This is a genomic window from Okeania sp. SIO2C9, assembly GCF_010672455.1.
Lineage (GTDB): Bacteria > Cyanobacteriota > Cyanobacteriia > Cyanobacteriales > Microcoleaceae > Okeania.
The window spans coordinates 37,693-58,382 of record NZ_JAAHGO010000055.1; the positions used below are offsets into that span (position 1 = coordinate 37,693).

The window sequence follows — 20,690 nt, forward strand, 5'->3', positions numbered from 1 at the left end:
CTGTGCCAATTACTAAGTAGCTGGGTTTAATTATCCATAAAATAGCGATAGAAATTCAAAACTTTAAAAATCAGGTTGAAAACTGCCTTATGGCTTCATTTTCATACTCTTCATTTTTTTGCGCAGCATGACAAACGGAAACGTTTATTTATCCCTACCTACTTAATTACCAACTTGAATTTTTTGTTTTGGAATTTTTAGTTATTTTTACATTTCTTATCAAAATCAGATTGTAAAAATACTTAATACTAATTGAGGCGAATTTTAGTTAAGCTGAAGATAACTCATTCATATATAACTCTAAATAGGTAAAAATATATGGCAACTATTTCTTCAAATCTGGAATCTAATCAAAAACGTTGGCAAACAATAGTTTGTTTAACTTTAGGTTTCTGGTTAAGTGCCTGCATAATTTTAGACGTGGTAATTATGCCTAGTATGTATGCTTCTGGCATGATGAATACATCAGATTTTACAGCAGCAGGTTCAATAATGTTTTCCTTGTTTAACCGACTTGAATTAATTTGTGCAAGCTTGGGTTTAACAGGTTTATTAGTATTAAGTGCCACACCAAATAATTTAATTAAAAATACTAAAACAGCAATTATATTTTCTATAGCATTGTTGGCGATCGCTTTAATTGATACTTACGGTTTAACTCCTCAAATGAGTGCTTTGGGTATAAATCTAAATCTGTTTGAGTCAGTTAAAGAAGTTCCTGTTACCATGAATCAAATGCATGGCGGTTACTGGTTATTAGAAGTAATTAAATTAGTTGTTGGCGGTACTTTACTTGGTTGGTGTTATCAACAAAAAAACTAATAATAAGGTAGTCGGTGAAAAAAGTAGGGTGGGTGAATTTTGGTTGAGATAAAATTAATCTCGATTAAGTTAATATTTGCCTACCCTACAATCTTAAAACACAACATATCTCTTTTCTTTTTCCTGTTCCCTAAAATCTAGAACTTTGTACCTCTCCAGTATAAATAATTGCTATAGCAATCATATTTCAGTTGTAAAATTTTAGTGGTAATTAGGTAGGGAAGCTGCCGGATTGGCGACGTACAGAAGTCAGAATATAAAAGGATTTTGACCGGTATTAAATGTTATTAAATATCTCATAAATCATTCGGTGATTACTATACATTAAAAATTCCCTCCAAATTTTGAAGGTGTTAACCAGTTTTGTCAGTTATAGGTTTTAAGGTAAGTAGTGCTACAGCTAACTTTAGTATAACAATCTCTTTAACCACAAATATAATAGATGTAGAAATATTTACTTTTATTTCTAGAAAGATTTATGCCTTACAGTAAATTCACCTTAGAGGAAGTCCTGACAAATTTTAATCTCAACGTGGTTGAAAACTTCGGTAAATTTAACCAATTACCAGAAGTTTCTCCCAGTAAATTTATTCAAGAAGCTTTAGAACATTATCTACCATTAGCAGTGGCAGTCGCTTCAGAAAAAGCTCGTTTCCTGACGGAATGCTCCGCAAACATAATTTATTATTGCACCGATATTAGCAGAAGTAAAAAAAATATCTAATAACCAGATAAGTTTATTTTCTGGCATTGAGTTTAATGTTAATCCAGAGTTAGGATTAAATGGTTTTTGTGACTTTATTATCAGTTTTTCAACGCAGCAAATAGTTCTAAAAGCACCAATAATAACTTTAGTAGAAGCTAAAAACGATAATCGGAGAAATTGTTTAGCTCAATGTATGGCAGAAATGGTTGCTGCTCAAATTTTTAATCAAAGCAAAAACAAAGAAATTCCCAAGATTTATGGAGTTGTTACTACTGGTACTGCTTGGCAATTTCTAGAGTTAGAAGCTCAAACAATAATCATAGATTTAGAGGAATATTCCGTCTATAACTTACCGAAGATTTTAGGAATATTAACCAGTTTTGTGAGTTAGTATTTACAGAAAATTCCAAGTATGTGAGGTTGCACAAAATTAGGTGTTAGGTCTGAGGTACTAGGTTTTAGTTGTTGTAGCAATTTTATATGAGGTGGCACACAATTATGAAATTTATTCACTTGTCTATCTCGATCTACAGTCAACTCTGATTAAGATTAATATATTATTCTATGCAACTTCCTATGAATTTGGTATAAAATCCAAAACTTGTGTCTCTCACAAAGAGTAAGAAACGCTGTAGTAATTAGTTAATTATAAATCTAATATAACCAACCAAATAAATCTGCAACAGATAATTGCCAATTTGTTAATAAATTGAGGATGGGTAAATTATCATAATCATATCTAACTTCTGGTTGCTAGTTAGGTTGAAAAATCACTACAGATTCATCTTCAGAATCTATTAACCAACCAAGCTGAGTACCATTATTTAGACAGAAAATAATTTTATTAATTAATTGATTAGGACTTTGGTCTGGCGAGAGAATTTATATTACCCAATCTGGTGCTATTTCAAATCTATTTTAGATTCTGCCATTAGGTTTTATCGGAATAAGTTGCCATGCAAAAACTGAAATATCAGGAACTATAGAACAACCGTTAAAAGTACATATTAATTCTGGCAATGCCATTACTAACTTTTGTGGTACACCTGCTTGATTAATAGCTGATGATAGGCAAGTTTGAATTGCACTATGTTCTCCTTGTGGCATTGGTTTTTGATAAATTTGATTGTTAAAATATTCACTTGCTGGTTTTGTTTCTGGCAGTTCTAGAAACTCTTCGAGAGTAATTTGTTTAGATGGTTTAACAGAGTTTAACATAACAATTTTACCTCAATGGGAATTTTTACTTATTCATTCATTATATCTATTTTTTACTACCTATTAATCTAGTATCATAATTAATTACAGCGCTTTTTATGATTATTAGACCACAAAGACGTTGCATGCAACGTCTCTACAAAGTTATCGTTTTTTTTATGTGTTTCATTGACCTGAAAACTGATGTAATTAGATTGAATATATAGTAATCGTAAGTAATTTGTGCAAAAAAACAGTAGGGGTTTGGTCTGCAAATTTTATTCGCACTTTGGTTGGGAAACTAAACCCCTACGATCAGATATTACAACCTATTTATAATTGCTATAGCAGTCGCTGTTACTGTTAGGAAACTTTCGCTCCTCTCAAATTTAATCACCGCAAGAATGTAGGGGCGAATGGCCATTCGCCCCTACTAAATTATGAATTTATTCGATATGATATACTGCTTCAGCAAAGGTAAAAGAGTAAAATTATTTTCTTGTTTTTCTATTAGGGAACATCGCTGCAAAGATTTAATGATATTCAATAAATCTGAAAGTGGTATTTGTAAACTATCTAATAAATTTGCAATAGCTATTGCTTCGGTTTTGGTTGCTAAGTGAGAGATTACTTGTTTTTCTAATTCTGATAAACGGGCAAACTCTTGATGTAATAATTCTTTGATGTCTGCATCTAAAAATAGAGGGTCGTATTGAAATAATTCTGAGATATTTCCACTGAATAAGTCATTAATGGTTGTGGCAATTATATTTAACCAAGTCGGGTTGCCTTGATAAAAGTCAATCAATTTTTGCCATTGATTATCTATTTGTAAATCTTGGTCTTTGAGAATTTTTGTAGCTGCTTCTTTGTCTAAACATTTGAGGTGTAGTGAGCGTCGCAATAACTTTATAGTTAGTGTTTATCCGAACATAATAATCCCTGGAAACTCATATAATGGGTAGGAGCGAATGGCCATTCGCTCCTACAGAATTTTAGTTGCGACGTGAGGTTGATAAATAGACAATTTCAAATATTACAGGACTTACGCAAAGAAACCCCGTTTCTACGATAAACCATTATTTTTAACAATAGACATTTACCAGAAACCGGGTTTCTGGGTTCCTCCTGCGTAAGTCCTGTATTAGTTAAAGCAAGATTCAACCTTAACTATTTTCCGATTCTTCTACTTCCTCTTCACCAGAGAATAAAAGACGAATACCCATAATTGCAAATCCAATTGCAGCCGTAATTTTTACTATATTTGTTGGTAAAATTTCTGCTACTCCTTGCCCTACTAAAACTCCTAAAAAGCTAGTTAATAATAGAGCAGTTGCAGTACCAAAAAATACTGCCTGGGGAAATTTTGAAGACCCACCAAGGGCGATCGCTGCTAATTGACTTTTATCTCCTAATTCGGATAAAAAAACTGCGATAAAACTTAAACCTAAAAGTTGCCAATCCATAGTTAGTTAATAAGTGAGAAGGAAGAAGGAAGAAGGAAGAAGGAAGAAAAATATTTATATAAGAGGAATGAGGAATTCTGAAAAGTTTTTTGATACAGAATTTTGCCCCCCTAGCCCCCCAACTTTGGGGGAACAAGAGTCAATTTGCTTGCTCTAGTCCCCCAAGATTGGGGGATGCGCGGGGGCTTGGATTTAGCATAAGGGAGTTCTCAGACAACCTCTAAAGTCAAGCTTTTATCAAGAAAGAATTCAGAATTTAATTTTATAAGTAGGAAGATGTATCTCTTGTTTCTAATGAAGAATAATAATTTACTTTAAATCTCTTAACTCCCATATTCTTAATTCTGACTCCTGACTCCTGACTCCTGACTCCTGATTTCTCAACCAGGAAAATTTTCATAAAATACCTCTATTATTAAAGTTAAAGATATTAGTAATAAAATAATTCCTGCTGCTCTTTCTACAGTCTTAGGAGAGAGGCGACTAGCTAACCATTGACCCAACAAAACTCCTAACAAACTGGTAGTTACTAATGCACTACCTGCACCTAAAAATACTATCCAAGGAGACTGAGATTCGGCAGTCATTAAAAGAGTCGTAATCTGAGTTTTATCGCCAATTTCTGCTAAAAATATTGTGACAAAAGTAGAAGCAAATACTTTCCATGCTCCTGTTTTTTGTATTTTCGCTTCTTGTTGTTCTGATTGAGAATTTTTGAGGGGTAAAAGCTCACCCGTTTCTGACCTAACTTGTAAAGGTAAGACCTCAGAAAAATCTTTTTCTTCTAAATTTATTTTAGGTTGAGGTGTATTTTCACTGAAAGATTTCACAGGCAAATTTACTAAATAACTGAATATATGTAGATTCTTTAAATTTTCTTTATTGTTTCAGATAATTATGTTATTTGTCAACCACTCTACTTTCTTATCTCTGGAAACCTGAATTAATACCCACTGCATGATTAAAGCGCAACATTTCTAGACTACGATCGCCGTACATATCTCCAATGTGCTGCTGACAACAGTCAATGGCAAATTCATTGAGTTCTTCTGGTTCAATACCGTAAAATTCTCTAAAGGTATCTGCTTGGACTCGACAAAAACGGGGCCTTTCAGGGTAAATACGGCATTCTCGCGTTAAACTATCGTAATTAATACACCATCCATCTGCTCCTACTAAACTCATATAATGCTTTAGCTCTTCTGAAGATAAATATTCTTCTAATTCTGGACGCTCTGTTGGGTCTAAGTAACAACAAGCACCACAATTTTTTATACAATGCCAACTAGCCATTTTTTTTTAGCCAATAGTTATTGATTAACGGCCTTCTGATTGTAGCAGACTAAATTATTGAGTTTTGTAAAGTATCTTAAATTAAACTAGCGATGGCTTGGTAGAATAAAGAACGGTTTTTCAGCTCAATATATATTTGATTTATACTTAGGGGGAATATGGGGTTTTTAACTGATTTGTTCAGCAACATTAACTTTGAAACTATTGCCCAGTTAACAATGTTGGCCATGGTTGTAATTGCTGGCCCTGTAGTTATTGTGCTACTGGCACTTCGGGGCGGCGATTTGTAATACCGTTTCACGGAAGTCAGAAGTCAATTGTTTGGGGTTATAAGACACGGAGTGGCGTGTCGAAGACTATCCATAAGCAATTAGACCTTCTGCCTTTCCTATATCCCAACATAAGAGATAATATACTAATAGAAGTAAGAACAAGGTTTGTCCCAATGAACCAATGCTTGTAGGGGTGGAATTCCTGTGCTCAGGAAACAAGTAGGACGTATTGTCGCTACCAAGACCAAGGCAACAGACAAGCAGGCAGCAAAGATAGGGATTTATAGCTCGCTCCTTGAGTAAAACCACTCTGAAAAGATTAATCATAAAAAGTAAGCGTAAAGCATATGGTATTAATTATCAGTATGTTAGAGCGTCTAGGTGGTATATGAGCTGCCACCACCGAATTGTCGGTGACAGTTAAGTGTGAAACGTGGAGAATCTTGGTTTTAACCCGATTCAAAACATCAGCTTAGAATCTCTCGTGTTTTAACCGAGAGAGAAGTCAATTTCTCCAAATCGATAACCTTTTCGATAAACAGTATAAATGAGCGGTAACTCTCCATTTACTTCTATTTTTCGTCGCAATAAACGTACTTGTGCTGCTAAAACGTTACTGCTTGGTTTTTCTCCTTCTCCCCACAAATATTCATAGATTTGCTGATGAGTTAGAAGTTGACCGGGGTGAGCCATAAAATATGCCAGCAATTTACATTCTTTTTCTGATAAATTAATTATATGTCCACCGCGATAAGCTACTTGATTTTCTATGTCTAGCTCTAAATCTGCTACTTGTAAATGTTGCTCAGTTGTTCTTGTTTCAATGTTTTGGGGACGACGTAATAATGCCCGAACTCTTGCTAATAACTCTCGCAACTCAAAAGGTTTAACTAAATAATCATCTGCTCCAGCATCTAATCCAGTAACGCGATCGTCTACTGTATCTTTGGCAGTAAGAAATAAAACAGGTGTATTGTCGTGGTGCGATCGTAACTCCTGACAAATTTCCAATCCTGTTTTGTGAGGTAACATCCAATCTAAAATCAGCAAATCATAGTTACCCTGACTTGCCATCTGACCACCAATTTTTCCATTATCAGCAACATCAACACTATACCCCTCTCGCTTCAAAGCACGACTTAGAGGAGAAGTTAACTCCGGTTCATCATCCACTAAAAGAATTTGCATTTCGATGAATGTCAAAATCGTCAGTTAAAATTTTGAATCAAAAATAGTTTCTGACTCAACTTCTGCTGCTGCTAACCATTCTTGCATATCAGCTAATGCCCAAACTGCTTCAGCATAAGCTTGTGCCACTGGTTCGAGTTTCACTTGATAAGTGGCAAAGCGAGAGACTACCGGAGCATACATAGCATCAGCAATTGTAAACTTACCAAATAGCATATCACCTTCTGCTCCAAATTTTTCGCGACACTCTCGCCACATTCTCCCGACCCTCTCAATTTCAGGTCTAACCTCTGGAATTATACCTACTTCTGGGTAACGACCTCGACAATCCATTGGCATATATTTGCGTAAATTTGGGAACCCTGCGTGCATTTCGGCACTAATTGCCCGCGCTACTGCTCGTGCTTCGCGGTCTTTTGGCCACAAAGAATTAGCAAATTTCTCCGCTACATATTCACAAATTGCTAGAGATTCCCATACCTTAATATCCCCGTCTAACAAAACTGGTATCAGACCAGTGGGAGAATATTTTAAAATTTCTTGGTGGGTAATATGTGTATCCAGAGGAATTTTAACTTCAGTAAATTTCACTCCTGCTTGTTTCATAGCTAACCATACTCGCAATGACCAAGAAGAATAATTTTTATTACCGATAACTAGAGCCAATTTACTCATCATTTTTTCAAAATTTTATAAGTACAACATACAACTAACTATTAGACTGATATTCTTTGCTTAAGATAGTATAGTATACCACGTTAGTCTGATAATAATTAGCCGGTTTTTCGTATTTCATTCCTATTTTTTCCATTACTCGTCGGGAGGCAATATTTTCGGGTTGAGCGACTACTACAATTTTCTCTAACTTCAACTCTTCAAATCCGTATCTTAAACTTGCTTTTGCTGCTTCTGTTGCTAATCCTTGATAGCAATATTTAGGATTTAATAAATAGCCAAGCTCTATTTCTGGAGTATTGTCGAGGAAACAAAGTCCGCAACGACCAATCATTTTATTATCTATTTTATGAACTACCGCCCACATTCCAAAATTATTTTTTTTCCAACTCTTGATTATACTTAATATTCTTGTTTCTGTTTCTGCCCTAGTGAGGATGCCTTTTCCCACATACTTCATTACCTTTGGATTATGATACAGATTGTATAATTCATCCAAATCATCAAAGATAAATTGTCTTAATTTTAATCTTTCTGTTTCAATTTAAGCCATGATAATTAGAATTATTTATGAGCCATTAATTGTGAATATTTAGCTGATATGCTACCTTATAAAAACATCAGACTACCTACAGTTTAACTAAAAAAAATCCATGAGAAGCATCTCACCGAAAACCCATAGAAATAAAGAGCGAAATAATAATAGTGAAACGGACTGGCAACTAATTAAAAGAATGATAGGCTACGGTCTAGGTCACAAAAAATTAGTAGTTACTTCACTAATATTATTGTTACCATTATCAATTTCCAGCGCAATTCAACCACTATTAATCGGACAATCAATTTCTCTAATTTTAGGAGAAAAAACCTGGTTATTTCTCCAAAAAATATCATTATCTCAAGGATTGAATATTTTAGGATCTATATTAATGTTGACTATTATTATACGACTAATATTTCAATCTTTACAAGGCTTCTTAGTACAAAAAGTCGGACAACAAATTACTGCTGATATTAGAAATGACTTATTTAAGCACGTTCTTTCTTTAGGAGTTAGATTTTTTGATAGTACCCCTGTAGGAAAATTAATCACTCGTCTTACTAGTGATGTGGAAGCTTTAGGAGATGTATTTTCCACAGGTGCTATTGGTATTGTGAGCGATTTATTTTCGATTTTAATAATTGCTATTACTATGTTTAGTTTGCAATGGCAACTAGGTTTAATCCTGACATTAATGATGTTACCAGTCACAGCAATTATTATTTATTTTCAACAAAGATATCGGCAAGCTAATTATAAAGCCAGAGATGAACTTTCTGGTTTAAATGCTCAATTACAAGAAAATTTAATTGGTATAGGAGTAGTACAATTATTTCGCCGAGAAAAATTTAACTCGGAGTTATTTAGAGCTAATAATATCCATTATGTTAAAGCACTAGATAAAACTATTTTTTATGACTCAGCTATTTCTGGTATTTTAGAATGGATTTCTTTAGTTGCGATCGCTGCAGTATTATTCTTGGGAGGGCAATTTGTTTTAGGAGGAAATCTTGATTTTGGCACTTTATCTTCCTTCGTTTTATATGCTCAACGTTTATTCGATCCTCTGCGACAATTTGCTGAAAAATTTACAGCTATTCAAGCAGGTTTAACTGCAGTGGAACGTATTATTAATCTTCTCAATGAAGAAGTTGAAATTCTAGACCCAGAAGGAGAAATTAAAAAATTACCGACTCTTCAAGTTAACAATTCCAAAATTGGTGAAATTAGATTTGAAAATGTCTGGTTTGGCTATAAACCAAATGAATATGTTCTGAAAAATCTCAACTTTACTATTAAACCAGGGGAAAAGGTTGCTTTTGTTGGGCCTACTGGTGCAGGAAAAAGTTCTGTAATTCGCTTACTTTGTCGTTTATATGATGTCAATAAAGGCAGAATTTTAGTTGATGGAATTAATATTAAAGACTTACCTCAAGCAGAATTACGAAAACATATTGGCGTAATTTTACAAGATGGTTTTTTATTTGCTGGAGATGTGAAAAGTAATATTACTTTGGGAGAAGATTATTCATTAGAGGAGATTCAAACCTCAGCAAAAAACACAAATATAGATAAATTTATTGCAGAATTACCCCAAGGATATAATACTCAACTCAGAGAAAGAGGAGCAAATCTTTCTGGTGGTCAAAAGCAGTTATTAGCATTTGCCCGTGCTGCTATTCGTAAACCTAGAATTTTGGTACTTGACGAAGCAACTGCTAGTTTAGATGTGGTAACAGAAGCTTTAATTCAATCAGCATTAGAAAAACTTTTAGCACAAAGAACAGCTATTATTATTGCTCACCGACTTTCGACTATTAGAAATGTTAACCGGGTTTTTGTGTTGAAACGAGGAGAGTTAATTGAATCTGGTACTCACGAAGAATTATTACAAAAAGAAGGTCTTTATGCTGGTTTGTATAAATTACAAATGTTAGGAACTTAATTAGAGAAGTTCTCAGAAAGATAGAAAAGTATCCACTCAATTATGATGGGGTAGGCAATGATTATATAACTCACTTTGGGATCTATTTAAAATATAGGGGGAGTGTGGGGAGTGTAGGGTCTGGTCTGACCCTGCGCTGCAAACTTCACCCAAGACCCGCATCCTCCTTTTGGACTACACTCGCGCCCCATACCGTCGATTATTAAAAAGCTACCTTTGTCAGGATGGGGTTATACCAGTTTGATAAAACTCAAGAAATGCGGTCAGCTTGACCGTTGATGCCTGTGGACGGAGTGCTGCCGACAGTTCCGGTGGAAGTAGAAAGTAAACATTAAAATTTAACTTCTTATGAGGTTTTATGAAGCAGGACTACTGCCAAAAGCACATACCGCCTGCAAAGATAACAAATGGGTTCTATAATTGCCAAGACCAACCAAAAGAATTGATAGAAGAGCGATCAAATATATCAGCTCAATCAATAATAAACGCAATATTATCAAAATAATAGCTGATTCCCAGGCACTTTTTTCGACCCCAAAAAGGCACTTGTCTTTATATATCAATGCTTTTAGATTTAATCAGCAAGCCCTAATTAGACCTACCTACTACCGAAAACCTACGATATTCTTCAAAATCCATTACCAATTAAAATAAATGGTGCCCAATAATAAGGATGACTAAACTCACTATTAATCATAGTAATTTGTGCTTTTTGGACTGCTTCACTTCTACTTGCACCATTCTTCAAAGCTGCATAAAAATCATTCATAAATTCATGGGTACCCTGGTCATCAACTCGCCATAAAGTTGCCAAAGTTGCTGATGCACCAGCTTCTTGTATTTGATAACCAAAACCGAGAATTTCTACCCCATTTCCTAATTGTTTTCCAACACCTGTTTGACAAGCGCTCAAAACTACTAATTCTACATTCTTTAAATTCCAATCTTTCACCTCTCGTAGGCTAGCTCGACTGCCATCTCCAAATAGTATAAAAGATTCTTCTGGATGACCATTCACAAAAGCAGAATGAGTGGCAAAATGTACAATATTATAGTTATCCATTTGTGATTCCATGGCTTTTTTAGTAAAAGCATTACCCAATAATTTATTAGTTTTAGGAAACATCGTTGCTAGCTTTTCTACCTCTACTCCAGCAAAAGGTAATCCTTCAAAATCAAATTTTTTTTTGCCTACTTGAAAATTATAAATTCCCTCTGTTAAAGCACCTGCTAACACTAGAGGATTAATCTCTGTTTTCGGAGTTAAATCCATTAAACTTGCGGCGGTAATATTATTGATGTTAAACTTCTCTACTAACCATTTTTCTCCATCATATAGTGCTGCTAAAGGAACATAACGTAGTTGACCATCAGGTGCATAAACAATAGTTTTAGTATTATTGATTTTTAGGTGATATTCTATAGGTTTAATCAACCAATCGTAAAGTTTTGAAGCAGCTTCCATAACCCTTTGATCGGATTGATTATTATTTCCTCTAGATAACAATTGAGCTTTATTTCTATTAATTAATCTCGTTCTTAATTTAAGGATAGCTTGATTAAATTCTTCCTTGGTTAATAAAACAGTGCGATGAACTGGCTCGGAATTAGCACTGACTAATATTAATTCTAAGCGGTCTTCTAAAAGTAATGGATATAAGACTACTGTATTTTGTTCTTGATGCTCTTGAAGTTCATACTTTAAGGAAAGTAACACATCTGAAGTAAGTTTTTGACTCTTAGCATTTTTATCTAATTCTGAGACAATTTTTGTTACTTCTTCACTATCAATAAAACCATGAATACTAAGTAATTTTTCCCCAGAAAAATTATGATTATAAATCGGGTTACTGCCGACTTCATTCATTAGCTGAATATACCTCTCCCAGAACTTTTTTTCCAGTTCTAGCAGTGGAATTTCAGTAGATTTATTTTCATCAGCATCAGCTTTTAAGTTTCCCATATACTCAAATATCTCTTGTACCTTCAATAAATCTAGAATTTGATGTGCTTCTATGACGCGTTTTTCTTGAAGCAATAAATCAGCCAAAGCACGATATATTTCTGCAACACTCTCTATATAATATTTCTGCTGTTCTGCTGGTAATATTTTTAAATTTTTGCGAATAGTTTCAGTAATATTAACTGATTGTTTATAAAAGATTATTGCTAATTGAGGGTGATTTTTTCTTTCTAATAATCTACCTATATTTGCCAGGGTCATTCTTTCTCCATCCTGGTTACCAAGTTGTCTATTAATAATTAAAGTATGAGTCAGAAATTGTAAAGCTTCTGGATGTCGATCTGACTCCCTATGTACTATACCAATATTATGAAGTGTAGCTGCTTGACCTTCCTTGTCGCCTAATTCTTCCCGAATAACTAATGCTTCCTGATGAGATTCTAATGCCTGAGAATTTTTTCCCTGTTCTCGATAAATTACACCTATATTATCAAGAGTTGTAGCAATACCAAGACGGTCTAGGTTTTGCCGATGAATTGTCAAAGCTTGTTGATAAACTTCTAAGGCTTTTGGAAACTCTTTTAAGCAACGATAAACAGCACCAATATTATTTAAAATTGTAGCTTTTGTTGGGGGGTTAGTCTTTAAAACTTGCTGATAAAATTTGATGGCTTGTTCATATTGACCTAACTGGGAATAGATTAACCCAATATTACTTAAAATTGCACTAATATTTGCATTATCTTTTTCCTGTTGAGCAATTTTTAAAGCCTCTTGATAAAACTCTAAAGACCGGAAATATTTACCTTGAGTATCGTAAATAATAGCAATTTCATTTAAAGTGCGACTAATAGCAGCACGATCGCCCAGTTGTTGACGCATTGCCAATGCTTGGTTTAATGATTCTAACGCTTGAGGATATTGACTAAGATGATGATAAACTGTACCAATATTGTGTAGAGTGGCAGCAATTCGGTCTTGGTCTCCTAACTGTTGAGGAATTTCCAGTGCTTGCTGATAATACTCTAAAGCTTGCTGATACTTCTGCTGTTGCTTGTAAATAGTTGCTATGCTATAGAGGGTACTACTAATATTAAAGCGATCGTCCTGTTGATTACGAATTTTTAATACCTGTTGCAAAGTTTCTAAAGCTGCTTCTAATTCGCCATTTTGAAATTGCTGTGTACCTTTCTCATAAAGTTGTTGTGCTTCTATTTCTAAATTTTCTTGGGTGAGGCGATCGCTATATTTTGTGGTGTGTTGTGCAATTGCTTTTGAATGTATTTGTATTTTCTCTGTTACTAGAAATGGACACAAAATCAGGAAAAATCCAGTACCGATAATGAGTCTAAAATATTTCCAATTTCTCATTTTATATTCTTTGGGTGAATTTATTTGATATCTATAAACTCATTATAACTTCAACTATTTGCATAAATATACTGGGAATTTCTTCTAGAAGCAATTTTCCACCTATACAATTATTATTAAAAATTCTTTTATTCATCTAGTTTTGAGGAAAAAATTAGCCCTCAAACAACTTGAAATTTTATAGACTTGATAGCAAATACATGACTTTATAATGAAAACTAATTATCCACACATAATAAAGTTCTAAATATTCTTATGCAGTCTAGGATTTGTTTCGGTCAATAATCTCAAATTTATATCAAAAATCACTGTTGATAATTAGTATATAACATACTAACTTCAAACTTATTATTTAACGATTTATCTCACAGGAAGTATTTCAATTCTAATCTTAACTCCCGTTTCTTTAGTATTAGGAATATATTCAAGATTAAGCTTAGGAATACAAGACAAGCGGTCGTCCTGCAGCACCCCCGCACCGTTTAACGTTAAAGCATCAAGACAAGCCCCTGCTAAATTATCTAAATCAGAATTAGTACGATGTTTACCACAAAAACTGATAGAAATAGCTGCTCTTTGAATTGGTAAATTTACTTCTAAATTAAGGTCAGAAACTTGACGGTAAATTTCAACTTCTGCTTGATTTCTCCAGGCACGATATCGAGGTGGTAAATAAGTACCATTAGTCGTAACTCGTGGGCGTGCTTTTGGAACTACTTTCCCAGGAAGATAAAAGTTAATAATTGTGGCATTTTCAGATTTTTCAGAGTCTGGAAGGGAGGTCGGAAAATTTTCAGCGTTGCTCAATAAAGGAATAATTTGCTTAACTTCTGTCTCCACATCTTCTTCAAAACTATCCTTTGACTTAGAGGAAATAAGTGACATCTGGGGTATATTCTCCATAGCAGATAGATCCATTTTTCTGTAAGGATCTAATTGCGTCCGGAAACTAGGCCAGCTTTTAGCTATTTGCAGATAAGTTTCAGCACAACTTTCTGAGAAATGGCAATTCTTTTTGAACCAAGATTGCCATTCAGCGGGAGAAAATAAAGCTTGAGTTTCTAGTAATAATTGCCCTAAAGAATAAGCAAATGCCATAGCATTCATCGGATCGTCTTGGCATTGTTTATGTTTAAAATTGATTTCTGCTATTAAGTATTGCCAATTAAGTAACATTTTATATTAAGTGAAGAAGTTGACTACAGAGCTATTTTACCGAATAATTGGGTGCATATCATATTTGCAAAAATGCTTTTTTCCTATATATTCCTTATTCCCTATTCCCTATTCCTTGTTGCCTTTGGCCAGATGAGCTGTTCCCTAAAAGCGATAAATTTTTGGCTTTATTCACGCATTGAGATGTACCCAAATAATTAAGGCTTAAAGCTTAATTGTATTAAGGATAAAAAAGAAAAAATCCTTGGTAGTCCTATATATGTAGTGATAGGTTAATATAAATGATCAATTTATGATATTAATCTCTCAAATATTGAACTTCAATCTACTTTAAAATTTTAAATTTATTTTGTAGGCAATTGCTAACGCAAAGCTCCGCTAACATTTGATATAATCAACCAGTAAGTTATAAATAACTCAACCTTAGATGTAATACAAAAATTCTGATAATATACATTTCAAAAATATTTTATCAATATCTAATCCTATGCCAAATAATGATTTAATCTATGCCAATTGTGGTAGTGACCATATTGTGATCAATGACACAATTCATAACAAAAAACATAAATATCAATGTCAAACCTGTCAAAGACAATTTGTCCCAAATAACTCCAAAGTATACATCAACTATCAAACCAAAGAATTGATTGATAAATTATCAAAGTGAAAAAATTAGTTTATACCAAATTCAAAAAAGGTAGTTACATCTTAATTTGTGATTTATTGCTACAATTAAAAATTGTATATATCTATCAAATTTCAAAGTTAAGCATTTTTTCCCCTTTTTTATCCAGTTTTTCTTTCCCTGTTGCCTGTTGCCTGTTGCCTGTTGCCTGTTGCCTGTTGCCTGTTGCCCGTGTTGAGACTGTAGCAATATTTTATGAAATTGGTATTAGCTGGCATTATTCCTGTAAAAGGTGTATCTGAAAAATGGCTTCACGCATTAAGTTAATAGTAAGTATACAGAGGTTTATCAGTCTATTAAATCTACTAAAAAAACCGGAAAACTCACTATTGAGTGTGATGAAATGTGGTCATTTGTTGGGAGCAAACATTACAAGTAATGGCTCTGGCTAGGCATTGACATAGACACCAAAGAAATTGTGGGTTTCTTTTTAGTTAGGAGAAAGACGTAAAAAAGGTCTATTAGGGTTGTGAAATTGATTGCCGGGTATTTACAGACAATGTGCAATTTGTTATACAGATTTCTGGTGAGCTTATGATTTGATTTTTTCTGATTGTAGACATAGCTCAGTGGGAAAATAAACTGGTTTAACTGCCTATATAGAAAGATTAAATAATACTTTCCACACTCCCCTACTCCCCTACTCCACTACCATTTTTTGTAATCGGGTGATTTGTATCTAATTTATAAGCTTTACCTAATTTAGCATCAAATGCCCAAGCTGCAATTTTCAACTTACCTTCTGGGAGTAATTTACCAGAAATTGTTTGTTCCCAACCTGCGTTAAGGTATGCAGGATTATTGAATAGTTGAACTAAATTTTCTCTTTGAGTTTGAGCAGACATCAAAACATCAAAAATAATCCAATCATCTTTTTCTTTTAGGTTTAATACCCCGCCGTCTACAGGGTGTTTATAATTGCTTGGGGTTTGAGTCCCCATCCACTTTTTCCTTCTTCCTCTCTTGGTGCGCATTCCCTTGGGTCTGTCGCCGACGGGGGGTAGCACCACTTTTTCCTTCTTCCTCTCTTGGTGCGCATTCCCTATCTTGGTCAGCATTCCCTCTCTTGGTCGGCGTTCCCTTGCGCCTGTCGGCGGCGCGGGGTCCGACCGCTTGCGACTGTCGTCGTCGCGGGGTCTGACCGCTTGGGTCTGTGGCAAACGGGGGGTAGCACCGCTTCTTCCTTCTTCAACTGCTTGATTTTTATAGGTTAAAATAATTGCATCTGCAGGCTCGTTACGCTCTGGTAAAAATGCCCAACCATTAACAAAGTACCAACTATTTAAAGGTATAATTCCATCTAACGATCCGTAAGTTTGATCTGGAGATTTTTCAGCAGCGATCGCTTCGATATTATTGCTGACAACTAAATTAGGTTTTAACATACCTAAGGAATTAAGTCGCTTGACTAAATCTTTAACATAATCATAATTTCCTAAAATATTTTCTTCAATACAAAGCTTATTTTCAATGATATTAATGAATGACAAACAAGTTTTTCCTTCCATACGCAATTGATAGCTATATTTAATTTCTTTCACGCTATAAGTCAATGATTTATAGTGTAAAATCATCAATCCAGTTATGGCAATAGCGACTATAACTTTATAGAGCAATACTTGCGATTTTCTCGGATTTATATGACTATAAATATGGCTAAAAACTATTGGTAATAAATGTATAATAGCGATTGTAAAATAAATAGAAAATGTTGTATACTTTGAAGGTAAAGCACTTTCTACTCCAAAACCAACTCTACCAAAGGCAGTAATTAAAGCACTAATTATTGAGTATAGAGCAATCATCATCCAACCAATAGTTCTCTCTAAAATATGGTAATTTTTAATATGTTTGAGTAGGTAAATAAATAAACAGCAAAATATTCCTATTTCTACTCCACCAATAAATATCGAAGAAGTAAGAGGAGATATTTCAAAACCAGAACCCAAAGGAGAACCCAAAAAGGCTAAGAAAAACTGTAAAGTTTGCTCTGGATGCCGAAATGCTGGTATAAGACTAGGGCTAAGTTCAGGCTTTTGATAATCATAAAAATAAATAATTATATTGCTGATAAAAACTGCTATCCAGCTTAAGAATAACCATTTTTGTTTCAGTAAATCTGATGTTGATTTTGCCGTAATTAATATTAGTACAGGTAAAATTATTATCCAAGCTATCATCCCATTAGAATAGGAAAAAGTACTAATGATGCAAAGCATTATACAAATTAAAAATTTATATCTAGTATGAAAGTGGGAGTAGACAACTGAAATTCCTGTAGTAATACAAACGATCGGCATCAAAACTACTAATTGGATTCCCCAAAACCAGTTATCATATTGAATTGGAGAAAAAATCAGGATATTTGCCAAGAAAGCTATGAGTGAAGTTGTCAACAAATTAGCATTTACGGTTAATCGATTGAGGCGATAAATATTAACAGAAACTAGACAAGCTAAGATAAATATTACTAGCATTTCATATCTAACATCCCAGTTAGTTAAATATGCCAGTCCGAGAAATATTAGTCGTGGAAATAGTTTTCTACTTTCATTATGTTGAGCAATCAAGTCTTGCCAGGACAAGGAATTTTGGGAAATTTTTATGAATAACTGAGGCATAAGATTCCATTGGTCCCAATAAGGCATATTAACGCTGTAGGTCAGAATTAATATTCCCATTGCAACTGCTGGAAGTATAACTAAAGCTATACTTATCCAATGTAAAAGTTGGAAATTATTCTTGAAGATTTTTTTGCTAATTGGGGATTTTTTTTCTGTTGTCATTATCCTCATTACGCTCTAAAGGTTCTATCGCAATTTGAAAAAGGTAGTTAGATATTAATCTTTGAAGAAGGAAGAAGGAAGGACTGAAAAAGGAAAAACAGGATGGGGACTCAAACCCCAACCAATTGTAAACACCGCGTAGACAGCGGGGTATTAAACCCAAAAGAAAAAGATAATTTTTGGCCTTAAGTATAAAATTTGATCGTTCGCAGATATTGTAAATATTTAATTTTTTTTCTCTTTTTTCATATACTTCTTTTCCTCTGCGACCTAGGGATGTTGCATACAATGTCCTTACCTAATCCCTGCTTACTCTTCCATGAATGTAGCAATATTTTATGAACAGGACTTAAGCAAAAGACGAAATTATACACCATTTTTAGGGGTTGGCCGTTAACCCCTAGGCATAAGTGGTGGTTATGCGTAAGTCCTAATGAAATTGGTATTAGATTTTAGGTGGTAGATTGAAGAGAAACTTGTTGTGCAACCCTGGTTTAAAATTCGACTGAAGTATTAACCTAAAAACTATAACTAAAAACCTTCTTTAACTCCATGAAATTAATCTGCTGAGTGAAAAAAATATTTGATAAATAAAATTGAATATAAATTGTTATCCAGATACTGAAAAAGTTGTGTACCACAGTTTTTAGTAGATAACTTAAATCTTCTTATTCAACCCACTATTAAAAATTTTAACTTTCATCTGAACTTATTTTCTCAAAGCCAATTTTTTCTCTAATAATATAGTACGGTCTTTGTCTAACTTCATCGTAAATACGACCAATATATTCTCCAATAATTCCTAGAGACAGCAGTTGTATTCCCCCCATAAAAAATGTTGTAGTTAAACCATAAGCCCAGGATAAAAATTCTTGCCCTAAAACAAATTTAACGTAAAGACCAATTAATCCTATAATAAAAGAGAAAATTGCAGAGACTAAGCCTAAAATAGTTGCCATTTTCAAAGGAATTGTTGAAAAAGAAAATATGCCATCAAAAGCAAGCTTAAATAACTTAGAAACTGAAACTTTAGGCTCACCTCTATATCGAAGACCACGTTCTACATAAACACCTATTTGTTTAAATCCGGCATAGGCTCTTAAACCACTTAAATATTTGTTGCGTTCTGGCATTTGTCGTAGAGTTAAGATGACCTTTCTATCCATTAATGAAAAGATACCTGCATCCATTGGAGTGATAATTCCTGACAACTTTCTTTGAATGTAATAAAAACTTTTAAATGCTAATCGTTTCAACAATTTTTCTTTACGATTTTTTCTAATAGCATAAACCACATCATATCCCTGTTGCCAAAGTCGTGAAAAACTAATAATTGCTTCTGGAGAATCTTGCAAATCTCCATCCATTAAAATAACTGCTTTTCCATCAGCATGATCGATTCCCGCAGACAAAGCAGATTGATGTCCAAAATTTCTAGAAAAGTTAATAATTTTTACTTCTAGGTGTTGCTGAGTTATTTTTTTTAACAGTTCAAAGGAAGAATCTACACTACCATCATTGATAAAAATTACTTCGCTATTACCATCAAGTCGCTGTAAAACATCTAATAACTGTCGCCATAGTTCAGGGATAATTTCTTCTTCGTTGAAGATGGGAATAACTACAGAATAATCTATATTTTTCATAGTCTTTACTCACTCCTCGCACAATCATACATATCTAGTTTATCATTGTCAACTTTTAGGGAGTAGGGAGTAGTAATTCGGGAAGGCAGGGAATAGAAAAGAGGAAAAAAATTGTACCTCAGTAACTTGATAAACGCTATATCATAATTCAAGGTAAATATTGCAAATATAATCCTTTCTTGCTTCCTGTATTCTATAAGTATAAAAGTATAAGAATAAATCAATTATATCAAATCCGGTTAATTGCACATAGAATCTGATTATATAATAGACATCTCCAATAATAAAAAATCAAATCAATTATCGCACTCTTATTTATCAATTCTTTCCCTCTACTCCCTACTCCCTCTTTTGGAGGAGATTTCTAATATCTGTTTATAATTCTATAATTACTTCAATATTTCATCTCTCCTACTCCCCCACTCCCCTCTTCTCCTCCTGGGAGCAGTAGGGGTGGGTCCCCGACTCCCAACTATATAATAAGTATTTAACCGGATTTGATATTATGACTCAGGCACTTTATAGGACAAGCTTTAGTGATTTTGACGAATTTATTAACTGGTATCCAGAAGAGTCGGAATACCACTATGAATTACATAACGGAGTAGTTACTCAAATGCCTAAACCTAGAGGTCAACATTCTCAAATTGCAGGTTTTTTAATCGCTGAGTTGAGTTTGGAAATTAGGCATTTAGGGTTGCCTTACTTTATCCCTAAAGAATGTATTGTCAAAACCGATAATTTATCAGGTTATGAACCAGATGTAATTGTTGTCAACCGAGATTTTATTCAGAATGAACCACGTTGGGAAAAAGAATCTACTTTAATTAACCCACATTCCGCACTTCAATTTGAATTACAACATACCACAAAAAAACTTGTCTATTTAATTAAGTAGAATTACTTATGGTATTTAGTGACTTCAAGTGAGATCATAAAGCTGATGATCCCATGA

At 33.9% G+C, this 20,690-nt stretch carries 17 protein-coding genes and 2 pseudogenes; 7 read left to right on the forward strand and 12 right to left on the reverse strand.

Annotated features, from left to right (window positions below; translation table 11 throughout):
* Positions 1-318 precede the first annotated feature (318 nt).
* The 3 genes from F6K23_RS29345 to F6K23_RS42240 all read left to right on the forward strand — a co-directional run bounded on the left by F6K23_RS29345 (position 319) and on the right by F6K23_RS42240 (position 1,919).
* A complete protein-coding gene (locus tag F6K23_RS29345; RefSeq protein WP_124144056.1) occupies positions 319-822 on the forward strand; it encodes a DUF4149 domain-containing protein in 504 nt (167 codons plus the stop codon).
* Between the two features lie 478 nt (positions 823-1,300).
* Positions 1,301-1,546, forward strand: coding sequence for a hypothetical protein (locus tag F6K23_RS42235; protein ID WP_367267854.1), 246 nt, complete (start codon positions 1,301-1,303; stop codon positions 1,544-1,546).
* A gap of 184 nt (positions 1,547-1,730) precedes the next feature.
* Positions 1,731-1,919, forward strand: coding sequence for a hypothetical protein (locus tag F6K23_RS42240; protein WP_367267855.1), 189 nt, complete (start codon positions 1,731-1,733; stop codon positions 1,917-1,919).
* Between the two features lie 362 nt (positions 1,920-2,281).
* On the opposite strand, the pseudogene F6K23_RS29355 reads toward F6K23_RS42240, so the two are convergent.
* The 5 genes and pseudogenes from F6K23_RS29355 to F6K23_RS29375 all read right to left on the reverse strand — a co-directional run bounded on the left by F6K23_RS29355 (position 2,282) and on the right by F6K23_RS29375 (position 5,484).
* Positions 2,282-2,746 (reverse strand): annotated as a pseudogene (locus tag F6K23_RS29355) (Uma2 family endonuclease).
* 412 nt (positions 2,747-3,158) lie between these two features.
* A complete protein-coding gene (locus tag F6K23_RS29360; protein WP_293162341.1) occupies positions 3,159-3,629 on the reverse strand; it encodes a hypothetical protein in 471 nt (156 codons plus the stop codon).
* A 262-nt stretch (positions 3,630-3,891) separates the two neighbouring features.
* Positions 3,892-4,191, reverse strand: a complete 300-nt coding sequence (locus tag F6K23_RS29365) for a TMEM165/GDT1 family protein (RefSeq protein WP_293162343.1) — start codon at positions 4,189-4,191, stop codon at positions 3,892-3,894.
* Positions 4,192-4,571: 380 nt separating this feature from the next.
* Positions 4,572-5,021, reverse strand: coding sequence for a TMEM165/GDT1 family protein (locus tag F6K23_RS29370; RefSeq protein WP_293162346.1), 450 nt, complete (start codon positions 5,019-5,021; stop codon positions 4,572-4,574).
* Between the two features lie 94 nt (positions 5,022-5,115).
* The gene (locus F6K23_RS29375; protein ID WP_293162349.1) at positions 5,116-5,484 is read right to left on the reverse strand and encodes a YkgJ family cysteine cluster protein; all 369 of its coding nucleotides are present in this window, start codon (positions 5,482-5,484) and stop codon (positions 5,116-5,118) included.
* Positions 5,485-5,642: 158 nt separating this feature from the next.
* Here F6K23_RS29375 and psb30 point away from each other — a divergent pair, with 158 nt between their 5' ends.
* Positions 5,643-5,774, forward strand: coding sequence for a photosystem II reaction center protein Ycf12/Psb30 (gene psb30, locus F6K23_RS29380; RefSeq protein WP_124144053.1), 132 nt, complete (start codon positions 5,643-5,645; stop codon positions 5,772-5,774).
* A gap of 471 nt (positions 5,775-6,245) precedes the next feature.
* Here the strand turns inward: psb30 and rppA are convergent, their stop codons facing one another.
* Genes rppA through F6K23_RS29395 form a run of 3 tightly spaced genes read right to left on the reverse strand, consistent with a single transcriptional unit; the run spans position 6,246 to position 8,163 of the window.
* On the reverse strand, positions 6,246-6,944 hold the full coding sequence (gene rppA / locus F6K23_RS29385; protein WP_293162351.1) for a two-component system response regulator RppA: 699 nt from the start codon (positions 6,942-6,944) through the stop codon (positions 6,246-6,248).
* Positions 6,945-6,968: 24 nt separating this feature from the next.
* Positions 6,969-7,622: a glutathione S-transferase family protein gene (locus F6K23_RS29390; protein ID WP_293162352.1), complete on the reverse strand. Its 654-nt coding sequence runs from the start codon at positions 7,620-7,622 to the stop codon at positions 6,969-6,971.
* A gap of 31 nt (positions 7,623-7,653) precedes the next feature.
* Complete coding sequence (locus tag F6K23_RS29395; RefSeq protein WP_293162374.1) at positions 7,654-8,163, reverse strand: GNAT family N-acetyltransferase; 510 nt, start codon at positions 8,161-8,163, stop codon at positions 7,654-7,656.
* A 109-nt stretch (positions 8,164-8,272) separates the two neighbouring features.
* Here F6K23_RS29395 and F6K23_RS29400 point away from each other — a divergent pair, with 109 nt between their 5' ends.
* Positions 8,273-10,105 carry an ABC transporter ATP-binding protein gene (locus F6K23_RS29400; protein ID WP_293162354.1) on the forward strand — a complete coding sequence of 611 codons (1,833 nt, stop codon included), beginning with the start codon at positions 8,273-8,275 and terminating at the stop codon, positions 10,103-10,105.
* 628 nt (positions 10,106-10,733) lie between these two features.
* Here the strand turns inward: F6K23_RS29400 and F6K23_RS29405 are convergent.
* Complete coding sequence (locus F6K23_RS29405) at positions 10,734-13,439, reverse strand: tetratricopeptide repeat protein (protein ID WP_293162357.1); 2,706 nt, start codon at positions 13,437-13,439, stop codon at positions 10,734-10,736.
* A 360-nt stretch (positions 13,440-13,799) separates the two neighbouring features.
* The gene (locus tag F6K23_RS29410; RefSeq protein WP_293162360.1) at positions 13,800-14,615 is read right to left on the reverse strand and encodes a RusA family crossover junction endodeoxyribonuclease; all 816 of its coding nucleotides are present in this window, start codon (positions 14,613-14,615) and stop codon (positions 13,800-13,802) included.
* 886 nt (positions 14,616-15,501) lie between these two features.
* On the opposite strand from F6K23_RS29410, the pseudogene F6K23_RS29415 reads away from it, so the two are divergent.
* A pseudogene (locus F6K23_RS29415) lies at positions 15,502-15,881 on the forward strand (IS1 family transposase); the annotation flags it as partial.
* A 54-nt stretch (positions 15,882-15,935) separates the two neighbouring features.
* On the opposite strand, the gene F6K23_RS29420 reads toward F6K23_RS29415, so the two are convergent.
* Positions 15,936-18,089, reverse strand: coding sequence for a hypothetical protein (locus F6K23_RS29420; protein WP_293162363.1), 2,154 nt, complete (start codon positions 18,087-18,089; stop codon positions 15,936-15,938).
* 692 nt (positions 18,090-18,781) lie between these two features.
* The gene (locus F6K23_RS29425; RefSeq protein ID WP_293162366.1) at positions 18,782-19,735 is read right to left on the reverse strand and encodes a glycosyltransferase family 2 protein; all 954 of its coding nucleotides are present in this window, start codon (positions 19,733-19,735) and stop codon (positions 18,782-18,784) included.
* Positions 19,736-20,240: 505 nt separating this feature from the next.
* Between F6K23_RS29425 and F6K23_RS29430 the strand changes: the two genes are divergently transcribed.
* A complete protein-coding gene (locus tag F6K23_RS29430) occupies positions 20,241-20,633 on the forward strand; it encodes a Uma2 family endonuclease (protein ID WP_293162369.1) in 393 nt (130 codons plus the stop codon).
* Positions 20,634-20,690: the final 57 nt, after the last annotated feature.

Coding starts and splice junctions, on each gene's coding strand:
- F6K23_RS29345 (WP_124144056.1), top strand. CDS start 319: ATGGCAACTATTTCTTCAAATCTGGAATCTAATCAAAAACGTTGGCAA.
- F6K23_RS42235 (WP_367267854.1), top strand. CDS start 1,301: ATGCCTTACAGTAAATTCACCTTAGAGGAAGTCCTGACAAATTTTAAT.
- F6K23_RS42240 (WP_367267855.1), top strand. CDS start 1,731: ATGGTTGCTGCTCAAATTTTTAATCAAAGCAAAAACAAAGAAATTCCC.
- F6K23_RS29365 (WP_293162343.1), bottom strand. CDS start 4,191: ATGGATTGGCAACTTTTAGGTTTAAGTTTTATCGCAGTTTTTTTATCC.
- F6K23_RS29375 (WP_293162349.1), bottom strand. CDS start 5,484: ATGGCTAGTTGGCATTGTATAAAAAATTGTGGTGCTTGTTGTTACTTA.
- psb30 (WP_124144053.1), top strand. CDS start 5,643: ATGGGGTTTTTAACTGATTTGTTCAGCAACATTAACTTTGAAACTATT.
- rppA (WP_293162351.1), bottom strand. CDS start 6,944: ATGCAAATTCTTTTAGTGGATGATGAACCGGAGTTAACTTCTCCTCTA.
- F6K23_RS29390 (WP_293162352.1), bottom strand. CDS start 7,622: ATGATGAGTAAATTGGCTCTAGTTATCGGTAATAAAAATTATTCTTCT.
- F6K23_RS29400 (WP_293162354.1), top strand. CDS start 8,273: ATGAGAAGCATCTCACCGAAAACCCATAGAAATAAAGAGCGAAATAAT.
- F6K23_RS29405 (WP_293162357.1), bottom strand. CDS start 13,439: ATGAGAAATTGGAAATATTTTAGACTCATTATCGGTACTGGATTTTTC.
- F6K23_RS29410 (WP_293162360.1), bottom strand. CDS start 14,615: ATGTTACTTAATTGGCAATACTTAATAGCAGAAATCAATTTTAAACAT.
- F6K23_RS29420 (WP_293162363.1), bottom strand. CDS start 18,089: ATGACAACAGAAAAAAAATCCCCAATTAGCAAAAAAATCTTCAAGAAT.
- F6K23_RS29425 (WP_293162366.1), bottom strand. CDS start 19,735: ATGAAAAATATAGATTATTCTGTAGTTATTCCCATCTTCAACGAAGAA.
- F6K23_RS29430 (WP_293162369.1), top strand. CDS start 20,241: ATGACTCAGGCACTTTATAGGACAAGCTTTAGTGATTTTGACGAATTT.